The organism is Curtobacterium sp. MCSS17_011, assembly GCF_003224275.1.
GTDB lineage: Bacteria > Actinomycetota > Actinomycetes > Actinomycetales > Microbacteriaceae > Curtobacterium.
Window position 1 is genome coordinate 15995 of sequence record NZ_QKLE01000009.1, and the last position, 19508, is coordinate 35502.

The 19508-nt window shown below is 71.1% G+C and carries 18 protein-coding genes and 1 tRNA gene; 6 read left to right on the top strand and 13 right to left on the bottom strand.

Going from position 1 to position 19508, the window contains the following annotated elements:
• Window positions 1-19: 19 nt before the first annotated feature.
• The 4 genes from DEJ17_RS08405 to DEJ17_RS08420 all read right to left on the bottom strand — a co-directional run bounded on the left by DEJ17_RS08405 (window position 20) and on the right by DEJ17_RS08420 (window position 2551).
• Window positions 20-325 (bottom strand): TadE family type IV pilus minor pilin, encoded by a 306-nt coding sequence (locus DEJ17_RS08405; RefSeq protein WP_181421109.1) that lies wholly within the window; start codon window positions 323-325, stop codon window positions 20-22.
• Window positions 326-335: 10 nt separating this feature from the next.
• Window positions 336-575, bottom strand: coding sequence for a DUF4244 domain-containing protein (locus tag DEJ17_RS08410; protein ID WP_110892977.1), 240 nt, complete (start codon window positions 573-575; stop codon window positions 336-338).
• Window positions 576-659: 84 nt separating this feature from the next.
• Complete coding sequence (locus DEJ17_RS08415; RefSeq protein ID WP_110892979.1) at window positions 660-1493, bottom strand: type II secretion system F family protein; 834 nt, start codon at window positions 1491-1493, stop codon at window positions 660-662.
• Complete coding sequence (locus tag DEJ17_RS08420; protein WP_375342566.1) at window positions 1490-2551, bottom strand: CpaF family protein; 1062 nt, start codon at window positions 2549-2551, stop codon at window positions 1490-1492. Before DEJ17_RS08420 ends, DEJ17_RS08415 begins: the two co-directional genes overlap by 4 nt.
• 600 nt (window positions 2552-3151) lie before the next feature.
• Here DEJ17_RS08420 and acs point away from each other — a divergent pair.
• Window positions 3152-5104, top strand: a complete 1953-nt coding sequence (gene acs / locus DEJ17_RS08425; protein ID WP_110892983.1) for an acetate--CoA ligase — start codon at window positions 3152-3154, stop codon at window positions 5102-5104.
• 78 nt (window positions 5105-5182) lie between these two features.
• Here the strand turns inward: acs and DEJ17_RS08430 are convergent, their stop codons facing one another.
• Window positions 5183-5644 carry a RidA family protein gene (locus tag DEJ17_RS08430; RefSeq protein ID WP_110892985.1) on the bottom strand — a complete coding sequence of 154 codons (462 nt, stop codon included), beginning with the start codon at window positions 5642-5644 and terminating at the stop codon, window positions 5183-5185.
• On the bottom strand, window positions 5641-5799 hold the full coding sequence (locus tag DEJ17_RS08435; protein ID WP_017888699.1) for a DUF4177 domain-containing protein: 159 nt from the start codon (window positions 5797-5799) through the stop codon (window positions 5641-5643). The genes DEJ17_RS08430 and DEJ17_RS08435 overlap by 4 nt, the downstream gene beginning before the upstream one ends.
• Before the next feature lie 50 nt (window positions 5800-5849).
• On the opposite strand from DEJ17_RS08435, the gene DEJ17_RS08440 reads away from it, so the two are divergent.
• The 5 genes from DEJ17_RS08440 to DEJ17_RS08460 all read left to right on the top strand — a co-directional run bounded on the left by DEJ17_RS08440 (window position 5850) and on the right by DEJ17_RS08460 (window position 11339).
• Window positions 5850-8414: a transglycosylase domain-containing protein gene (locus tag DEJ17_RS08440; protein WP_110892987.1), complete on the top strand. Its 2565-nt coding sequence runs from the start codon at window positions 5850-5852 to the stop codon at window positions 8412-8414.
• Window positions 8411-9367, top strand: coding sequence for a metallophosphoesterase (locus tag DEJ17_RS08445; protein WP_071405008.1), 957 nt, complete (start codon window positions 8411-8413; stop codon window positions 9365-9367). The genes DEJ17_RS08440 and DEJ17_RS08445 overlap by 4 nt, the downstream gene beginning before the upstream one ends.
• A 93-nt stretch (window positions 9368-9460) precedes the next feature.
• A tRNA-Pro gene (locus tag DEJ17_RS08450) sits at window positions 9461-9534 on the top strand.
• A gap of 156 nt (window positions 9535-9690) precedes the next feature.
• Window positions 9691-10725, top strand: coding sequence for a sensor histidine kinase (locus DEJ17_RS08455; RefSeq protein WP_181421110.1), 1035 nt, complete (start codon window positions 9691-9693; stop codon window positions 10723-10725).
• On the top strand, window positions 10722-11339 hold the full coding sequence (locus DEJ17_RS08460) for a response regulator (protein WP_110892991.1): 618 nt from the start codon (window positions 10722-10724) through the stop codon (window positions 11337-11339). Before DEJ17_RS08455 ends, DEJ17_RS08460 begins: the two co-directional genes overlap by 4 nt.
• Before the next feature lie 75 nt (window positions 11340-11414).
• On the opposite strand, the gene DEJ17_RS08465 is transcribed toward DEJ17_RS08460, so the two are convergent.
• From DEJ17_RS08465 to DEJ17_RS08495, 7 genes are all read right to left on the bottom strand, one after another.
• The gene (locus tag DEJ17_RS08465; RefSeq protein ID WP_110892993.1) at window positions 11415-12458 is read right to left on the bottom strand and encodes an LLM class flavin-dependent oxidoreductase; all 1044 of its coding nucleotides are present in this window, start codon (window positions 12456-12458) and stop codon (window positions 11415-11417) included.
• Between the two features lie 403 nt (window positions 12459-12861).
• On the bottom strand, window positions 12862-13488 hold the full coding sequence (locus tag DEJ17_RS08470; RefSeq protein ID WP_071247330.1) for a thymidine kinase: 627 nt from the start codon (window positions 13486-13488) through the stop codon (window positions 12862-12864).
• Window positions 13488-14189 (bottom strand): response regulator transcription factor, encoded by a 702-nt coding sequence (locus DEJ17_RS08475; protein WP_035808846.1) that lies wholly within the window; start codon window positions 14187-14189, stop codon window positions 13488-13490. The genes DEJ17_RS08470 and DEJ17_RS08475 overlap by 1 nt, the downstream gene beginning before the upstream one ends.
• Window positions 14176-15414 (bottom strand): hypothetical protein, encoded by a 1239-nt coding sequence (locus DEJ17_RS08480; RefSeq protein WP_110892995.1) that lies wholly within the window; start codon window positions 15412-15414, stop codon window positions 14176-14178. The genes DEJ17_RS08475 and DEJ17_RS08480 overlap by 14 nt, the downstream gene beginning before the upstream one ends.
• The gene (locus DEJ17_RS08485) at window positions 15411-16631 is read right to left on the bottom strand and encodes a sensor histidine kinase (protein ID WP_110892997.1); all 1221 of its coding nucleotides are present in this window, start codon (window positions 16629-16631) and stop codon (window positions 15411-15413) included. Before DEJ17_RS08485 ends, DEJ17_RS08480 begins: the two co-directional genes overlap by 4 nt.
• Before the next feature lie 171 nt (window positions 16632-16802).
• Window positions 16803-17933, bottom strand: coding sequence for an Rv2578c family radical SAM protein (locus tag DEJ17_RS08490; protein WP_110892999.1), 1131 nt, complete (start codon window positions 17931-17933; stop codon window positions 16803-16805).
• A gap of 57 nt (window positions 17934-17990) precedes the next feature.
• Window positions 17991-19478 carry a malate:quinone oxidoreductase gene (locus DEJ17_RS08495; protein WP_110893001.1) on the bottom strand — a complete coding sequence of 496 codons (1488 nt, stop codon included), beginning with the start codon at window positions 19476-19478 and terminating at the stop codon, window positions 17991-17993.
• Between the last annotated feature and the right edge of the window lie 30 nt (window positions 19479-19508).

Consider the following 19508-nt stretch of genomic DNA (forward strand, 5'->3'; position numbering starts at 1 on the left):
GTCGCTGTGGCGCGACACGTCAGCCCCCACGGGTCACGGCGCACCCCGTCGCGGTCAGTGGCAGCGCCGCGAAGGGACCGGTCCCGCCGCGCGTGGCGTCGACGCACACCAGGTCACCGTCGGCTCGGACGACGACCGAGACCCCCGGGACGATCCGCTCGGCGGCGGACCGACCCCGGCCCTCGTCGTCGCGCCCGATCGCCCGAGCGGCGGTCGCGGCGGCGAGTTGCAGCCGGCCCTGCGCGTCGACGACGAGCACCGCCGCGACGAGGGCGGACAGCACGAGCGCCACCACGGGGAGCGCCACCGCGAACTCGACCGTCACCGAGCCGCGCTCACAGCGAGAGCGCGCCACGGACGAGGTCGGTGAGGATGGTCTGGACCTCGCCGGACCGCATGACCGCGACGAGCACACCGGCGAAGGCCACGGCGGCGAGGATGACGACCGCGTACTCGGCGGTCGCCGATCCCCGGTCGTCCCGCAGTCGGGACCGCCACCGGGTGACGAAGGAACGCGGGCGACGACGGCGGATGGCGCGACGGGTGCGGCGGGCGGGGAACGACGTGGTGTTCATGGAGTCCGTCCTTTCTGTTCGGTGGGATCAGCCTGTCCGGGTTCCGGTGGCGACGAAGACGTCCCGGTGGCATCTGTGGAGAGGTCACCCTGGCCCGCCCACCGTGGAGGAGAGGACCCCCACCACCACGGGCACCACCCCGACGAGCACGAACGCCGGCAGGACGCAGACCCCGAGCGGCAGCACCAGTCGGACGGCCAGTCGTTCCGCCGCCACGAGCCCGTCGGCAGCGGCCTCGTCGCGGACGTCCTCGGCGGCGCGGCGGAGCAGCCCCGCCGCGGGGACCCCGGCCCGCCGGGCGAGGTCGAGGACCTCCCGCAGTCGGTCCAGGTCGCCGGCAGGCGGGACGGCTCCCGCGGACGCTGCGGCGACCGCCCGCCCGGCGGTGGTCCACGACCCGCCTCCGGCGACCGCCACGGCCCAGGCGTCGAGGAGCACCCCGGGGACGCGGCCGTCGGGCGTCGCGGAACGGACCAGACGTGCCGTCCACCGCCGTCCGGCGAGGACGAGGACCGCCGCGGCGCACGAGCACGCCCAACCGGCCGGTGAACCGACCAGGACCTCGACGGCGCCAGCACCCCAGGCCGCACCGAGCCCCAACCCGAAGAGCGGCAGCGCGAGCACGACCCGGGCGCTCGTCCGCGGGCCCGCCAGGGCGACCCGGATCGCCCGATCCGATGCTGCGGCGCGCCGGAGCGCGCCGGCGAGCCCGCGGAGGGTCTCCGCGACGGGCGCTCCCGTCCGGTCCGCCACGCGGAGGACGACGGCGATGTCCTGCTGGGCGGGTCCCCCGGCCCCGGGCAGCCCGCCGACGAGCCGCCAGGCTCGCCGCGGCGGGACCCCCGCCGCGACCAGCGTCGCCACCCGGTCGAGCACCCCGGCCACCCGCGCCGGGCCGTCGGGTGTGGGTCGTCTCACCGCAGCCCGTCCACCGGGCGCACCTCGAGCCTCCCGTCCGGGCCGATGCGCACGGTGCCCACGCCACCGAGCCGCCGCTGTCCGGCTCGTCGCTCCACGTGCAGGACCAGGTCGAAGGCGCTCACGGCCTGCCGGGCGAGCGCCTCGGCACCGAGGCCGGCGAGTGCGCCGAGTGCTTCGAGGCGAGCGGCCACGTCGGCGATGCCGTTGGCGTGCACCGTGCCGGCTCCCCCGTCGTGCCCGGTGTTCAGGGCGGAGAGGAGTTCGCGGACCTCGGCGCCGCGGCACTCCCCGACCACGATGCGGTCGGGCCGCATCCGCAGCGCCTCTCGCACGAGGCGGTCGAGACCGAGCGCGCCGACCCCCTCGGCGTTCGCCTGCCGTGCTTCGAGCGCGACGACGTGCGGGTGGGCGATCCGGAGCTCGGCGACGTCCTCGACGGTCACGATGCGCTCGTCGACGGGGACGTTCCCGAGCATCGCCGCGAGCAGGGTGGTCTTGCCGCTGCCGGTCGACCCGGTGACCAGGACGTTCCGGCGGGTGGCGACGGCGTCCTCGACGATCGAACGTGGGACGAACGCGAAGGTCCCGCCGTGCTCGAGGGCGGCGAGGGAGGGCCACTGGACCTGCGGCAGTCGGATCGACACGGCGGTTCCGCCGACGGACACCGGGGCCAGGACGACGTGGACCCGGACGCCGTCGCCGTGCCGGACGTCCGCGCACGGGGTGGTCTCGTCGACGTGGCGGCCGCCGAGCGCGACGAGCCGGGTCGCGAGCTCGCGGGCACGTGCCTCGGTCAGCCGGGGCTGGACGGCTTCGAGGCCGGTCCCGCGGTCGACCCACGTCCCCACGCCACCGAGCACCAGGACGTCCGTCACGGCAGCGTCCGCCACCAGGGCGGCCAGTTCCTCGAACTCGACGACCACGGCGGCCCGGCGACGAGCCGGCGGCGCGGACCCGGGCAGGAACGGTGCAGACGGTGCACGGGGTCGCGACGGCACGGACGACCGTGACGACGGGCGGGACGAGAGCGAGGGAGGAGCACGGTGCAGGGGCATGCCGCCGACGGTAGGCAGTCGGCAACCGCACCGATCGGACGGTCCCCACATCTGTGGACAACGTCGGAGTACCGGACCAACGGACCGGTTTGTACCCCGATACGGAAAGCCGTACCCCGGTCGATGATGCGACACCGAAGCCGCTCGCGCCACCCGCCGCCCCCGCTCCCCACAGCAGGACTGGGCGTAGCAAGTGCTACGCAGGTACATGCAGAATGCATGCACGAGCATGGACCGGTCTGTCCACGCAACCGGCGTCCCTGCGGGGATCGGGGCACATGGCCGAGCCCGACGAGCCGCCATCACTCGAGCCGGACCCCGGGAAACAGAAGAGGCGGCACCGGTTGGGGGGAACAGGTGCCGCCTTGACATCGAGGGATTGGGGGGAATCCGATTCGATGCCGCCGGAAACGAGTCCAGCGAGAACTACTGTACCCCATGATCGGCCGTCCGGGGCAACCCCGGACACGACCTCCGGGCGTGCCGCGCCCCGACCCTGCCGAGGGGTAGTCTCCGGATGCACGCAGGCACCGGCGACGGATGCACGCAGGAATCCACGACGGATGCCACCAGAGGCCGCAACGACGCGAAAGGACATCGATGTCCACTCCGACCCAGACCGACCCCCGAGGCGACGACGGAGCGACCTTCGCGCCGCCGCCCGAGTTCGTGGCCGACGCCGTCGCCGGCGAGGACCTCCACCACGCGGCAGCAGCCGACCGCGAGGCGTTCTGGGCCGAGCAGTCCCGCTCACTGCTCGACTGGCGCACCCCGTTCACGCAGACCCTGGACTGGTCGGGCGCCCCGTTCGCGAAGTGGTTCGCTGACGGCACCCTCAACGTCGCCGAGAACTGCCTCGACCGGCACGTCCGCGCCGGCAACGGCGACCGGGTCGCGATCCACTTCGAGGGCGCTCCCGGCGACACGCGCCGGATCACCTACGCCGAGCTGACCGCCGAGGTGCAGCGCGCCGCGAACATGCTCACCGACCTCGGCGTGGGCCAGGGCGACCGGGTGGTCGTGTACCTGCCGCTCATCCCCGAGGCCGTCGTCACGATGCTCGCCGTCGCCCGCATCGGTGCCGTCCACTCGGTCGTCTTCGGAGGTTTCAGCGCGGAGAGCCTCCGCGCCCGCATCGAGGACGCCGGTGCGAAGCTCGTCGTCACCGCGGACGGCGGGTGGCGGCGGGGTGCCGTCTCACCGCTCAAGCCCGCCGTCGACGAGGCGCTGACCGGCGAGGGCACCGACACGGTCGAGCACGTCCTGGTCGTCAAGCGCGGTGGCAACGACGTCGCGTGGAACGACCGCGACCTCTGGTGGCACGACGAGCTCACGAAGGCCGCGCCGACCCACGAGGCGCAGGCGTTCCCCGCCGAGACGCCGCTGTTCATCCTGTACACGTCGGGCACGACCGGGAAGCCGAAGGGCATCGTGCACACGTCCGGCGGATACCTGACCCAGGCGGCCTACACGCACAAGAACGTCTTCGACATGCACCCGGAGAAGGACGTCTACTGGTGCACCGCCGACATCGGCTGGATCACCGGCCACTCCTACGTCGTCTACGGCCCGCTCGCCAACGGCGTCACCCAGGTGCTCTACGAGGGCACCCCCGACGAGCCGAAGCCCGGCCGCTGGTGGGACCTCGTCGACGCGTACGGCGTCACCGTCCTCTACACCGCGCCCACGGCGGTCCGCGCGGCGATGAAGGCCGGCCGCGAGATCCCCGAGGCCCGCAGCCTCGAGACCCTCCGCCTGCTCGGCAGCGTCGGCGAACCGATCAACCCCGAGGCGTGGCAGTGGTACCGCCAGGTCATCGGCCACGACCGCACGCCCATCGTCGACACGTGGTGGCAGACCGAGACCGGCGCGATCATGATCTCCGCGCTGCCCGGCGTCACGAAGCTGAAGCCCGGCGCCGCGCAGACCCCACTGCCGGGCATCGTCGCCGAGATCGTCGACGACGACGGCAACCGCGCCGATCCCGGCGAGAGCGGCTACCTCACCATCACCGAGCCGTGGCCGTCGATGGCCCGCGGGATCTGGAACGACCCCGACCGGTTCGTCGAGACCTACTGGTCGCGGTTCCCCGGCCGCTACTTCGCGGGCGACGGCGCGCGGCTCGACGGCGAGGGCGACATCTGGGTGCAGGGGCGCGTCGACGACGTCATGAACGTCTCCGGGCACCGCCTGTCGACCGCCGAGATCGAGTCCGCCCTGGTCGGCCACGAGGGCGTCGCCGAGGCCGCCGTGGTCGGTGCCGCCGACGAGACCACCGGGCAGGCAGTCGTCGCCTTCGTCATCCTGACGGCCGAGGCCGCCGCAGACGTCGACCGCGAGACCGCCTCCGCGGAGCTCCGCAACTGGGTCGGCAAGCGGATCGGCGCGATCGCGAAGCCGCGCCAGGTCGTCATCGTGCCCGAGCTGCCGAAGACGCGCTCCGGCAAGATCATGCGGCGGCTGCTCCGCGACGCGGCCGAGGGCCGCCGCATCGGTGACACGACCACGCTGGCCGACCCGACGATCATGGCGACCATCGCGGAACTCATGTAGTCCCGGCAACAACAGCAGGGCCTCCTGTCCGTCTCGGACTGGAGGCCCTGCTCACGTTCGTTCCGTCGGTCGCTGCCGTCAGGCGGTGAGCTCCACCACCAGCTCGACCTCGACCGGCGCGTCCAGCGGGAGCACCGCGACGCCCACCGCGCTCCGCGCGTGGACGCCGGCGTCGCCGAAGACCTCGCCGACCAGGGTCGACGCGCCGTTCGCGACACCGGGCTGGCCGGTGAACGACGTGTCCGACGCGACGAAGACCGTGACCTTGACGACACGGGCCACGCGGTCGAGCGAACCGGCGACCGACTGCACGGCGGCCAGGGCGTTCAGCGCGGCCACGCGAGCCTGGGCGGCGGCGGTCTCGGCGTCGACGTCGGTGCCGACCTTGCCGGTCACGGGCAGAGCGCCATCGACGAACGGCAGCTGGCCCGCCGTGTAGACGTACTGGCCCGTCACGACGGCGGGCACGTAGGCAGCGACGGGCGCGGCGACGGCGGGGATCGTCAGGCCGAGTTCGGCGAGCCGGTCGGAGACGCTCATGCGTCGGCCTTGGGGCGCTTCAGGTAGGCGACGAGACCGCCCTCAGGCCCGGTGACGATCTGGACCAGCTCCCAGCCCTCGTCCCCGTAGTTGTTGAGGATCGCGGTGGTGTTGTGGATCATCAGCGGCGTGGTGAAGTACTCCCAGCGAGTCATGCGGTTCCTTGCCAGCCTTTCAGTCGGGGGTGTCGTTTAGGCTGCATCCTATGTCTGCCCAGAAGACGTCTGCATCGCGGACCAAGCCCGTCTCAGCAGTCGGCGCCTTCATCGGATTCGTCGGGTTCAGTGCCCTCGCCGGCCTGCTCGTCACGATCGGCGTCACGCCGGCCATCGCCGTCGCCGGTGTCACGACGACGTCCACGATCGGCGTGTTCGAGTCCCTGCCGGAGTACATCGAGATCGGTGACCTGCCGCAGCGCAACGAGCTGTACGCGTACTCGGGCGGCAAGTCCGTGCACTTCGCGACGGTCTACGACCAGAACCGCGAAGAGCTGAAGTTCGACCAGATCAGTGACCAGCTGAAGAACGCCGCGATCGACGGCGAGGACAAGCGCTTCTACGACCACGGCGGGGTCGACATGACCTCGCTCATCCGTGCCGGTGTGGGCAGCATCGCGGGCGGCCTCGGTGAGTCCGGCGGTGGGTCGACGCTGACCATGCAGCTCGTTCGCAACATCAAGATGCAGCAGGCCCTCGAGCTCCCCACCAAGAAGGAGCAGGTCAAGGCCTACAACGAGGCCGTCGAGCAGACCATCCCCCGCAAGCTCGAGGAGATGAAGCTCGCGATCGGGCTGGCGAAGAAGTACTCCAAGAAGGAGATCCTCACCGCCTACCTGAACATCGCCTACTTCGGCGACCAGACCTACGGCGTCCAGGCCGCGGCGCAGCACTACTACAACAAGAGCGCGACCGACCTGACCCCGGCCGAGGCCGCGTCGCTCATCGCGATCGTGCAGTACCCCGAGGCGCGCAACCTGTCGAGCCCGAAGAAGTACGACGCCAACGTCGCCCGACGCAACGTCGTGCTCCGTTCGATGTACGCCCAGAAGAACCTCACCGAGGCCGAGTACCGCTCCGCCCGCCAGTCGAAGCCGGCGGACTACGTGCACCTGACGCAGCCCTCGCAGGGCTGCCGCGCCTCGGTCGGCGACGGCTCGCAGTTCTTCTGCGACTACGCGGTCAAGATCGTCAAGGAGATGTCGCAGCTCGGGTCGTCGCAGAAGGCACGTGACACCGCGTGGCGGAACGGCGGCTACAAGATCCAGACGTCGCTGAACATCGACCTGAACGCCGAGCAGAAGCGCCTCGTCAACACGTACGACAACAAGGCCGAGACGAACCTCGCCCTCGGCGCGACGCTCAACTCCATCGAGGCCGGTTCGGGACGCATCATCACGATGGCGCAGAACAAGGACTACGACCAGTCACTCAAGTCCGCGCCGACGTCGACGAGCATCAACTACAGCGTCGACTACAAGTACGGCAACTCCGGCGGATTCCAGACGGGCTCGACGTACAAGCTCTTCACACTGCTCGCGTGGCTGCAGGCCGGTCATGGTCTCAACGAGGTGGTGAGTGGCGCGCCGCGGAACATGTCGACCGGCTGGACCGCGTGTGGGCAGCCCGTCTACGCGGGCGACTACAACCCGAAGAACGACAGCCCGGGTGAGAGCGGCAACTACACGGTCGCAGCAGCGACTGCCGGATCGATCAACCTGGCATTCCTCAACATGGCGCAGAAGCTCGACCTCTGTGACATCCGGGACACCGCCGAATCACTCGGTGTGCACCGCGCGGACGGGGGCGAGCTGCAGTACAACCCGTCGGCAGTCCTCGGGACGAACGACATCGCACCCATGACGATGGCCGCCGCGTACGCAGCAGTGTCCAACAACGGCATCTACTGCAAGCCGATCGCCATCGACGAGATCACCTCGCCGTCCGGCAAGAAGCTCGGCGGCCAGACGAAGGACTGCAAGCAGGCGATCGACCCCGAGGTCGCGCACGCAGCCGTCTACGCGATGAAGGGCACGATCACGAGCGGGACTGCGCGCGGAGCCCAGACCCCGGACGGCACGCAGCTCTTCGCGAAGACCGGCACGACGGACACCGCGAACCAGATCTGGCTCGTGGGCGCGAGTTCGCGCGTCGCGACTGCCTACTGGCAGGGCAACACGGACGGCAAGCTGAACAACCTCCGTCACTACAGCAACGGGGTGAACGGCACGTACGCCGGTGTCCGTGCGGATGTCTGGAAGCAGGCGATGACCCCGATCAACGCGACCTACCCGGCGGGCCCGTTCACCGACCCGAACAGCTCGGCGCTCCGCGGCAACGCCAAGGCACTGCCGAACCTGCAGGGCAAGACGGCGGACGAGGCCCGCGCGGCCATCTCCGGCGCTGGGTTCACGTACGTCGACGGCGGAGCACGCCCAGGCCCGGGGAACCCCGGTTCCGTGACCTCGACGTCCCCGGCAGCGGGCGCGCTCCTGTCCTCGGGTTCGAGCGTCACCGTCTACACCTCCGACGGTACCCAGGCGACCGTCCCGGAGATCGGCGGCGATTCCCTCGGAGACGCCCGCTCGGCACTGAACGACGCCGGGTTCACGAACGTCAACCTCGCCGACAGCTACGCCAAGGGCGGCGGCGGCAAGACCTGCAAGGTCGCCGCGGTCGAGCCGGCGATCAACGCGACGGCGAACAAGAACGACAACGTGACGATCCAGCTCTACGGCGACAAGAACGGCAAGGCGCCCAAGGACTGCAAGTGACCCGCGGTCGCACCGCACTCGGTGTCCTCGCTGCCGGCGCGGCCGTCGGGGCTGCTTCGGCAGCGTGGGGCTCGCTCGTCGAGCGGCGTCGCTTCGGGATCCGGTGGGAGACCGTCCCGGTGCTCCCGCCGGGCTCCCGTGACGTCACCGTCCTGCACCTCTCCGACATCCACATGGCCCCGTGGCAGGCCGACAAGCAGCAGTGGTTGCGCGACCTGAGCCTGGTCGAACCGGACTTCATCGTGAACACCGGGGACAACCTCGGCCACGCGACCGCGAACGCTGCCGTGGAGTACGCGCTCGAGCCGTTCCGCGGGGTGCCCGGTGTGTTCGCCTACGGGTCGAACGACTTCTTCGGGCCCTCCCCGCGCAACCCGCTCAAGTACTTCTCCGGGCCGAGCCGGATGCACAAGGCCGCGGAGCCCGTCGGTCTCGACATCGACCGACAGACGGCGTTCTTCGAGTCGCTCGGCTGGCTCGACCTGAACGACCAGGCGCACGCGATCGAACTCCGCGGCTCCCGGTTCGAGCTGTTCGGCACCTCGGACGCGCACCGCGACTGGGACCGCCTCGACCTGCTCCCCACCAACGTCGACGAGATGCGCAGCGACGTGCCGTGGTCCGAGGACGAGGACGGCCCCGCTCCCGTCGCGATCGGTGTCACGCACGCGCCCTACCGTCGCGTGCTCGATGCCTTCGTGACGCAGGGTGCCGACATCATCTTCGCCGGACACACCCACGGTGGTCAGGTGGCGGTTCCGGGGGTCGGCGCGCTCGTCACGAACAGCGACCTCCCTCGCCGGTACGCGAGCGGGTTGCACAAGTGGGAGCACCGCAACCACTGGTCGTGGCTCGAGGTCTCCGCGGGCCTCGGCACCTCGATCTATGCGCCCGTCCGGTTCGCCTGCCGACCCGAGGCCGTCGTGGTCACCCTCACTGCACGGGCTTCCTGAGCCGACGCGCCCGGGAGTTCGCCGGATGGTCGTGAGCATCCCCGATCATCGGATAGTATTGTCTGGTTGCTCCGGTACGGAGCGATCACACCGCGGGGTGTGGCGCAGCTTGGTAGCGCGCCTCGTTCGGGACGAGGAGGTCGCAGGTTCAAATCCTGTCACCCCGACACTGTGTTGAGACAGTACGAAGAAGGCCCTGGTTCTCCGGAACCAGGGCCTTCTGCTTTCCCCGGGTGCATCTCGGCCGCCCGATGGGTCGCACGACCCAGTCAGCCGGTCCTGCCCCATCGCGAGCAGCCCCTCCCGCTACGCTCGCAAGCGCCATGCAGAACGACCATCCCCTCGCCACCGTGCTCGCCGCGATCGCCGCCGAGTTCCCCGACATCGCGGACGACCCGGCGCTGGCGCAGAGCCTGACCGAGAACGTCTCGTCGATGATCGCCGAGGCCCGCGAGCGCTACGCCGCGGGGACCGACGGCAGCGTCGTGAGTCACTCGTTCCTCGACCCCGATCACCTGGCGACCGGCAGTCTGCACGCCGAGCACGCCCAGCACCCGGCCGGCGCCATGCTCGCGGCGGAGATGCTGTTCGACGCCTACCTGCCGGTCTTCGTCGACGAGGTCGGTGCGGCGTCCACCGCCGAGGTCCTGCGGGCCACCAGGGCCCTGCACGCCGGTATCTGGAGCCGGTTCCCGGCCGGGGCGGTCGCGTACACGGAGGCGCTGCGCCAGCGCCTCACCACGGCCCACCTGGACTCCCGCGCGCAGATCGCGCGGGACCTGCACGACCGCGTCGCCCACGGCATCCTGGCCGGGTTGCAGCGACTCGACCTGGTGCTGCTCACGGACCCACCGGCGGACGAGCGAGCCGATCAGCTCGATGACGCAGCGCGGTTGCTCCGGAGCGCGCTCGGCGACGTGCAGGACCTCGCAGTGAGCCTGCACGCCCGGGTCGGGGATGCCCTGCTCGACGACGCGCTCCGACGGCACGTGCGTGACCTGTTCCCCGACGATGATCTCCTGTCCATCGAGTCGACCGGTGTCTCCGGTTCCCTGCCGAACTGGCAGGCCGAGGAAGCGTTGACGATCCTGCTCGAGGCGCTCACGAACCGCAGCAAGCACGCTCCCGGATCGACGACGTCGGTGCGCTTCCTCTGGTCACGCGCAGCACTGGTGGTGACGGTCGCCGATGACGGACCGGGCTTCGACGTGGAGAGCGACGCCGACGGCCGCCTCGGGCAGCAGACCATGCGCGAACGTGCCGCGGTGATCGGCGCCCGGCTCGAGGTCGAGAGCGTCCGCGGCAGCCGAGACCACGGCACCACCGTCCGCCTGACCATCCCGAGGGGCACCCTGTGACCGTCACCCACGTCGCCATCGTCGACGACCACCGGCTCTTCCGCGAAGGGCTCGCCACCATCCTGGCCGCGGTCCCCACGATCCGCGTGATCGCGCACGGCGAGCGACCGTCGGAGGTGCTCGACTCCCCCGAGGCCGCCGCCATCGACGTCCTGCTGCTCGACGTCGAACTGGACGGCCCGCCGGCGCGGACGACGATCGCCACGGTCCGCCGCACCCGGCCGGACATCGCGGTCGTGGTGCTCACGATGCACCGGGACGCCGTGCTGCGCCGGACCCTGCTCGACGCCGGCGCGGTCGACTTCGTCACGAAGGACACCCCGAGCCGCGAACTCGTCGACCGGATCGCCCGGGCCGCCCACGCCGATGCAGCACCGGTCACGTTCCCCGTCGACCTGGTGACCGAGGCCCGTGCCGGCTCACCGTTGAGCGACCGCGAGCTCGAGGTCCTGCGACTCATCGCCGCCGCACGCACCAACGCCGAGATCGCCGCCGACCTGCAGCTCGCGATCGGCACGGTGAAGCGCCACGTCTACAACGTGTTCCGGAAGCTCGACGTCGGCTCCCGCGTCGGGGCGGTCGCCGCCGCCACGCGCCTGGGCCTGCTCACCTGAGGCGCCGCGGAACTTCGTGAGCAGCAATGGTCGAGTGCCCAGCGGACACCCGACCATTCCTGCTCACCAAGCGAACTAGACGGAGGCTGCAGCACCCGCGGGTACGAGCTTGCCGGCGGCGTGCAGCCCGGCCACGACGTCGAGCGCCTGGTGCCGGTACCGCGCCTGCGCAGCACCCGGAGCGACGATCACGCCGTTCGCCCCGGTGGACGCCACGAGCGCGTTGATCTTGTCCGCCACCTGCTCGGCGTTGCCGTAGGCCTGACGCTCGGTGCGGGCCGCGATGAACCGACGCTCGAGGTCGTTGAACTCGTACGCACGCGCCTCGTCCATCGAGACCGGCTCGGGCTTCCGGCCGGAGCGCATGCGGATGAAGGAGATCATCCCAGGGGCGCTCTGCTCGTCGATGACGGCGGGGTCCTCGTCGGCGACGACCTGCACGCCGATCAGCGCGTTCGGTGTCTGCCGGAAGCGCGACGGACGGAACGAGTCGCGGTACAGCGCGAGTGCGGCCTCGGTGTTGTCCGAGGCGAAGTGGTGCGCGAATGCGAACGAGATACCGAGCGCACCGGCGACCTGGGCGCTGTAGCCGGATGACCCGAGCAGCCAGAACTCCGGCACGTCGCCGTAGCCCGGTACGGCGCGGATGCTCGCAAGCGGGTTCTCCGCCGCCATCCCGGTGAAGAACCCGATCAGGTCCGCCAGGCGGTCGGGGAAGTCGTCGACGTCGAGTCGGTCCGTGCGGCGGAGGGCCATCGCCGTCGCACCGTCGGTGCCGGGAGCGCGCCCGAGCCCGAGGTCGACTCGGTCGCCGTACAGGGCGCGGAGGGTGCCGAACTGCTCGGCGACGACGAGGGGCGCGTGGTTGGGCAGCATGACGCCACCGGACCCGATGCGGATGGTCGAGGTGGCCGCGCCCACGGCGCTCAGCAGCACCGCCGGGGCCGAGGAGGTGATGCCCGGCATCCCGTGGTGCTCGGCGACCCAGAAGCGCTCGTACCCGAGCTGCTCGGCGCGCACCGCCATGTCGATGGACCCCTGCAGGGCCTCGGTGTTGGACTGGCCGTACTCGCGGGTGGCCAGGTCGAGGACGGACAGGTGCAGGGTGTCGTCGGTCATGTGGTCACCAACGCGCGCTGGTGCATCCGCATTCCACCTGGAACCGGGACGTCGACCGGTCAGGACATGCCGTCGTCCCGCCGCCGCCCGGTCACCGGGCGTCGCCCGGAAGTCGCGGCAGCGACAGTTCGCGACCACTCGGCGGACGCATGGGGCCCGCCCTGGACGCACTGCGCTGCGGACTGGAGGCCCGTGGCGGGGCCGCACCGCGCCTCCCGGCCGCCCTTCGGTCGCGTCTCGGACGCCGAGCGGTCACGACGTGCCGCGCGCACCTCGCGGACCGGTCGCGTCCGGTCGCCCGACAGGCGCACCGACGACGCGACGTGACCGCACGGCGAACCCGAGCGGGGTGTCGTGACCGCTCGACGAACCGAGCGACTGTCGTGTCCGCCCGGTAGACGGGTCAGGCGCCGTCGAGGCGACCGCCGGACTCCGTCAGGTAGCAGTTGGCGCAGAGCGACTCGTAGGCGACGTCGACGCCGTCGATCGCGACCTGGGAGCCGTCGAAGACGAACCGACCGTCGACCGTGCGGGCATTGAAGACCGCCTTGCGGCCGCAGCGGCAGATGGTCTTCAGCTCTTCGAGGGAGTGTGCGACCTCGAGCAGGCGTGCGCTGCCGGGGAACGCCTCGGTGCGGAAGTCCGTGCGGATGCCGTAGGTGATGACCGGGATCTCGTCGAGCACCGCGATGCGCAGCAGGTCGTCGACCTGCCGCGGGGTGAGGAACTGCGCCTCGTCGACGAGCACGCAGCTGACCGGCCGCACCATGCCGTCCAGGCGATCCGACTCGGGGTCGACGGCACCGGCGGCGGTGACCGCCTGGCGCACGTCGGCGTCCGGCGAGAACACGATGTCGACGGTCCGGGTGACGCCGAGGCGGGAGACGATCTCCCGGTCACCCTTGGTGTCCACCGCGGGCTTGGCGAGCAGCACCCGGTGCCCGCGCTCCTCGTAGTTGTACGCGGCCTGCAGCAGCCCCGTGCTCTTGCCGCTGTTCATCGCGCCGTAGCGGAAGTAGAGCTTCGCCACTACGCGAGGAACCCGTCCTCGGCGGCCCGACGGATGAGGTCGGACTTCTTCGAGGCGGGGCGGCCCACCTTGCTGTACTTCTCGCGCACCCGACGCAGGTAGGTCTTGGCGGTCTCGTACTGCACGTTCATCTGCGCGGCGACCTCGTTGGTCGAGTAGCCGGACACGTAGAGCCGCAGCGCCTCTTCTTCACCGGCGCTGAGCTTCGGCCGCTGGTGCGCGGCGGCACCCGTCGGCAGCGGACGCCATTCGCGGGGCTGCGGGGTCTCGCGGGCGACGCCCATGATCTCGCGGGCGACGTCCATGACCTCGCGCATCGGGAGCGACTTCGACAGGAACGCCGCGGCACCGGCGGCCAGGGCACGGTCGCGGGATTCGCGGCTGTCGACGCTCGAGAGCACGATGACCTTCGCGCCGGCCGCGCGGCAGGTGCGGACGCGGGCTTCGATGGAGACCGGCTCCTTGAGCTGGAAGTCGAGGAACACCAGGTCGGTCGGGAAGCTGTCACTGTGGACCATCTCGAGCCAGGTGTGCGCGGTCAGGGCCAGGTCGAAGTCGAACGCGTTCACCGCGATCCAGCTCGACAGGCTGTCCAGCAGCACCTCGTGGTCGTCGAGGATGGCCAGCCGCACACGTCGTGCTCCCGGGTTCGGGAGGGACGGCGACCCCTCCGAGAGCCTGTTCGGGTCAGTGCTGGTCATAGGAGAACCTTAGTGCGAGGGCGGAAGGGCGGACCGCGACGTCGAGGTCGGGGAACGTCACGCGGAGGACGGCGAAGTAGGGGTCGAACGTGCGGTGGATGCCGATGTCGGAGTCTGCGACGGCCAGCTCCATGTCGACGGACACGCGTGCGGGTGCCTGCGCGGGCCGGGCCGCCGGGGACGGCGGGGCTGCCTGGGCCGCCTGATCCGCCGGGCCCGTCATCGCGTCGACTCGTCGCACCGTCGCGCGGAACCCGGCCGGGTCGACGGTCGAGGCGCGGAGGGCCGCACGGACGAAGGTGCGGACGACCGCCCGCTGGTCGGTGTCGAGCGTCGCGATGAGACCGTCCGGGTCGTCGACCACCGGCGCCTGGCCGCCGTCGACGCGAACGGCGTGCTCGAACCAGGTACGGTCGGCGTCGGCGACCATGGACGCCCGGATGCCGTCGGCGATCGCGCGAGCGCGCGCTCGGTCGGTGTCGGTGATGACGTCGCGCGTGCGGAGCTCGGCGAAGAACGGGGCGACGTCGCGGGACAGGATCGTCGAGCGGTCCTGCTGCACGCTCGCCGCGATGCCGTCCCGCTCGGCGCGTGCGACCGAGTACGACCCGGCACGGATCTGCACCCGTTCGGCGAGCCCCGCGAAGGTCCAGGCGAACACCGCGGACGCGGCGGTCAGCACGAGCGTCGGGGCCGCGGCCAGGAACGCCGCGACGGCGACCGGCACCTCGTGCGGGAACTCCGCTGCCCCCGCACCCCAGGTCACGGCGTTCACCGCGGCCAGGACGACCCCGCCGATCGTCAGGTCGGTCCACGGGCGGTACGGCGCGACCATGACGATGCCGGTCGCGGTGATCAGGGACATGAAGTCGTTCAGGGCAGTGCGGTCCGGCCCCCACTGCGCCGCGACGCTCGTGACCGACGCCAGGCCGAGCAACCCGACGTGCGCGACGAAGGCCGAACGCGGGAACGGCGCACGGAACGGGCTCGAGGCAGCGAGCACCACCACCGCCGAGGCGGCGACGAGCAGCACCGTGAGGGCGCTGAGCGTGGGGCTGCCCACGACGTCGCGGTCGAAGATCGACACGAGCAGGGCCCAGACGACGCTGCCGGCCCCGAGCACGAGGGCCAGGGGCCGCGACCCCATCGCGCCGAGCGGGTCGTACTGCTGCGCGGTGCGGCGGGACCCCGATCCGGACCCGACGCGCTGCCGGGCCGCCGTCATCGCTCGGTCCCCCGGTCGTCGCCGACCACCGGCACGGTGACCGCGCCGGTGACCGGTCCGTACGGCACGGTCATCATGACGCTCGTGCCGGAACCGGGTGACGACCAGATCTGGACGTCACCGCCGACCCGGCCGATCCGCTCACGCACCGAACCGCGGAGGCCCATCCGGTCGGCTCCGGTGGCGTCCTCGTCGAACCCACGACCGTCGTCGACGACCATGACGGTGCAGGACGCGCTGTCGTCGAACACGCTCACCTCGGCGGCGTCGGTGCCCGCGTGCTTCCGCACGTTGGCCAGGCACTGGCCGACGGCCCGGACGACCGCCGACAGTGCACGCTGGTCCAGGCGCTCGAGCGCGGAGGTGTCCCCGGAGACGGTGACGTCCAGCCCGAGCGTCCGGTGCTCGTCGACCATGACCCCGAACGCCTCGGCCGCGGCTCCGGGGCGCGGACGGGTGGCCGGGGCGAGCCACCCCTTGCCGGTGAGCACCGCGACGTCGGCGTCGACCGTCTCGGCCAGGTGGGGGTCCATCGGGCCGTCCGGCGCGAGGGTGATCGCGCCGAGGTGGTTGAGCACGGTGTCATGCAGGATCGCGGACGCCTCGGCCTCGACCCCGGCGCGGTAGGCGGACACGTGTTCTTCGCGCGCGGAGCGCAGGAGTTCGGGTTGCACCCGTTCGCTGCGCCCCGTGCTGCGGGTCGTGAAGAGCACGAGCGCGACCACGAAGCCCAGGGTGACCCAGGCCAGGATGAGCGGACGAGGCGTGTCGTCGGCCTGCACGATGGCGATCCACGTCGCGAGTCGTCCGGCCAGGAAGCCCACGAAGGACCACAGCACGACCCGGCTGGGCACCGCACCGGCTCCCCCGACCAGGATGAGCGGGATCACGACGAGGGACATCAGGTACGAGGTCACCCAGCCGGTCGGTACCTGCTGCTGGACCCCGACGGCGAACCACCAGGCGCAGACGCCGCCGACCACCAGGAACGCGATCGCCGAGATCCGGGTGCCGAACTGCACGTGCACGCCGATCATCGCGAGCATCGGGACGACCGCCAGCACGGTGCCGACGACCTGCACCCGGGGCTCGGACAGGCCGTACAGCACGAGCGTGATGGCCGCGGCCAACAGGGACCCGATGGCACCGGCGTGGAAGGCTCGCACGGTCGACCACGCGTTCACTCGCGGTGCGAGGTGCGTGGGGATGCCGAGCACGAGGTGGACCTTTCCGGGTGGCGGGGGCGCCGTCCACGATCCAACCACTGGAGCAGCGGCCGTGTACCCCGAAACCGGAGGCGTGCGGCGACCCGCACGATGATAGCGGCCCGACCCGGACACTCGCTGTCCCCCGAACGTGCGGTGCCCGGTGTCCGCTGCGGGCGTCACTCAGAAGAGCGTCTGCGACACCGCGGGCCGGAGCAGGCGCCGGTCGAACCCGGGGTCCGCGCGCTTCAGCGGCGAGACCGTCGGCACCGACTGCTCCTGCGGTGGGCCGTCTGTCACGCCCGGCGGCAGCGCTCGCGGTCCTGAGAAGCCCATCGACCCCGTGGCCGGGTCCACGCGCCCCAGACCGACGCCGTGCGCCGCCAGGATCGGCCGGATGCGCTCAGACAGCCACCGTCGGTAGTCCTTCGGAGCGTACGTGTTGTCGAGGTACATCGCGCGGTACCGCTGCACCAGATCGGGTCGCTCACGGCCCAGCCACTCGAACCACCACGGCTTCACGCCCGGCCGCAGGTGCAGCGCCGAGTAGGTGATGCTCGTCGCGCCGGCCGCGGTCGCCCGACCGACGGCGTCGTCGAGGTGCGCCCGGGTGTCGGTGATGTACGGCAGCACGGGCATCAGGAACACCGAGCAGTCGAGCCCCGCGTCGCGGATGGCCCGCACGGTCGCGAGCCGCGCGGACGTCGTCGGTGTGCCGGATTCGACGGACTGCTGCAGCGGGTCGTCGTACACGGCGATCGACATCGCGAGGTCGACCGACACGACCTTCGCCGCTTCGACCAGCAGGGGCAGGTCACGCCGCAGCAAGGTGCCCTTCGTCAGGATGCTGAACGGGGTGCGCGACTCCGCCAGCGCCTCGATCACACCGGGCATTAACCGGTAGCGCCCCTCGGCCCGCTGGTACGGGTCGGTGTTCGTGCCGAGCGCCACCGGGTGGCGGTCCCACGAGGGCTTGCCGAGCTCACGACCCAGCACGCCGGCGACGTTCGTCTTCACCACGATCTGCTGGTCGAAGTCGGCACCGCCGTCGAACTCCAGGTAGGTGTGGGTGGGGCGGGCGAAGCAGTACACGCAGGCGTGGCTGCACCCGCGGTAGGGGTTGATCGTCCAGCCGTAGGTGCCGGAGCCGTCCGCGCTCGGCACCCGGTTCAGGGCGCTCTTCGCCAGGACCTCGTGGAAGGTCACCCCGGCGAACTCGGGCGTCGTCACGCTCCGGACGAACCCGCTGTTCGATTCCATGCCGGGCAGCGCATCGCTCTGCTCGGCATCGATCGCCTGTCCACTCCACCGCATGCCGTCATTCGAACACACGTTCGAACAGACCGCAAGCCGGAGCGGATCGTCGCGGTCTCAGTGGTGCAGGCCGAGCACCTTCGCCGTGCGCTCGAGGGTGGCATCGGCCAGAGCCGGGTCGTCCCCGAGGTCCTGCCCGTAGGTGGGTACCATCGCACGGACGTCGTCCTGCCAGCCGTCCCACCGATCCGGGAAGCACCGGCGCAGCATCGCGAGCATGATCGGCACGGCGGTCGAGGCGCCCGGCGACGCCCCGAGCAGGCCGGCGATCGAGCCGTCGGCGGCGGTGATGACCTCGGTGCCGAACTGCAGCACGCCGCCCTTGTCCTTGTCGGGCTTGATCACCTGGACACGCTGCCCGGCGGTGATGCGGTGCCAGTTCTCCGGCTCGGCGCTCGGCATGAAGTCACGGAGCGCCTCGAACTTGGTGCGCTTCGACGCGAGGAGCTGGCCGACCAGGTACCGGACCAGGTCGAAGTTCGAGAACGCGACGCTCAGCATCGGACGGAGGTTATGCGGCCGGATGGAGCGGAACAGGTCGAGGGCCGAGCCCTGCTTCAGGAACTTCGGGCTGAACCCGGCGTACGGGCCGAACATCAGCGACGAACCGCCGTCGACGATGCGGGTGTCCAGGTGCGGCACCGACATCGGCGGGGCCCCGACGCTGGCCTTGCCGTAGACCTTGGCCGAGTGCTTCTGCACCACCTCGGGGTCGTCGGTGCGCAGGAACTCCCCCGACACCGGGAAGCCGCCGTACCCGCGGATCTCGGGGATACCGGACTTCTGCAGCAGGTGCAGTGCGCCGCCGCCGGCACCGACGAAGACGAACTTCGCGGCGATCCGCTGGGTCGACCGTCCGATCTCGTTGCGGACGTTGAGCACCCAGCCCTCGGAGACCTTCGAGCGGGTCAGGTTGGTGACCTGGTGCGAGGGCTCGAACTCGACGCCGTCGATCTCGAGCTGGTCGAAGAGCTGCCGGGTGAGCGACCCGAAGTCGACGTCCGAGCCGGCGGCCGAGTACGTCGCTGCGATCGGCTGGTCCTTCTTGCGGCCGGGGATCAGCGCCGGCGCCCACTGTCGGATCTGCGTCGGGTCGTCGGAGAACTCGATGCCCGCGAAGAGCGGGTGGTCGTGCATGGCCTCGTACCGGGCGCGCATGTAGGCGACGTTCGCCTCGCCCCACACGAAGGAGATGTGCGGGGTCGGGTTGATGAAGTTCGACGGCTCCGGCAGCACACCGGTCTCGACCAGGTGCGCCCAGAACTGCCGGGAGACCTGGAACTGCTCGTTGACCGTGACGGCCTTCGCGATGTCGACGCGGCCGTCCGGCAGTTCCGGCGTGTAGTTCAGCTCGCACAGTGCGGAGTGCCCGGTGCCGGCGTTGTTCCAGGGGTTCGAGGACTCCTGCGCCACGGTACCGAGCCGTTCGTACACGCGGATCTTCCAGGTCGGCTCGAGCCTGTGGATGATGGCCCCGAGCGTGGCACTCATGATGCCTCCGCCGATGAGGACGACGTCGATGGGGTCCACCTGCTTCTCTGCCACCTGTCGATCCTACCGGCGTCCCCCGACAGA

Bases quoted from the DNA above. Each gene is read 5' to 3' on its own strand.
- DEJ17_RS08440 (WP_110892987.1), top strand. From the start codon at position 5,850: ATGTCTGCCCAGAAGACGTCTGCATCGCGGACCAAGCCCGTCTCAGCA.
- DEJ17_RS08480 (WP_110892995.1), bottom strand. From the start codon at position 15,414: ATGACGGCGGCCCGGCAGCGCGTCGGGTCCGGATCGGGGTCCCGCCGC.
- DEJ17_RS08420 (WP_375342566.1), bottom strand. From the start codon at position 2,551: ATGCCCCTGCACCGTGCTCCTCCCTCGCTCTCGTCCCGCCCGTCGTCA.
- acs (WP_110892983.1), top strand. From the start codon at position 3,152: ATGTCCACTCCGACCCAGACCGACCCCCGAGGCGACGACGGAGCGACC.
- DEJ17_RS08465 (WP_110892993.1), bottom strand. From the start codon at position 12,458: ATGACCGACGACACCCTGCACCTGTCCGTCCTCGACCTGGCCACCCGC.
- DEJ17_RS08455 (WP_181421110.1), top strand. From the start codon at position 9,691: ATGCAGAACGACCATCCCCTCGCCACCGTGCTCGCCGCGATCGCCGCC.
- DEJ17_RS08475 (WP_035808846.1), bottom strand. From the start codon at position 14,189: ATGACCAGCACTGACCCGAACAGGCTCTCGGAGGGGTCGCCGTCCCTC.
- DEJ17_RS08435 (WP_017888699.1), bottom strand. From the start codon at position 5,799: ATGACTCGCTGGGAGTACTTCACCACGCCGCTGATGATCCACAACACC.
- DEJ17_RS08410 (WP_110892977.1), bottom strand. From the start codon at position 575: ATGAACACCACGTCGTTCCCCGCCCGCCGCACCCGTCGCGCCATCCGC.
- DEJ17_RS08490 (WP_110892999.1), bottom strand. From the start codon at position 17,933: ATGCGGTGGAGTGGACAGGCGATCGATGCCGAGCAGAGCGATGCGCTG.
- DEJ17_RS08430 (WP_110892985.1), bottom strand. From the start codon at position 5,644: ATGAGCGTCTCCGACCGGCTCGCCGAACTCGGCCTGACGATCCCCGCC.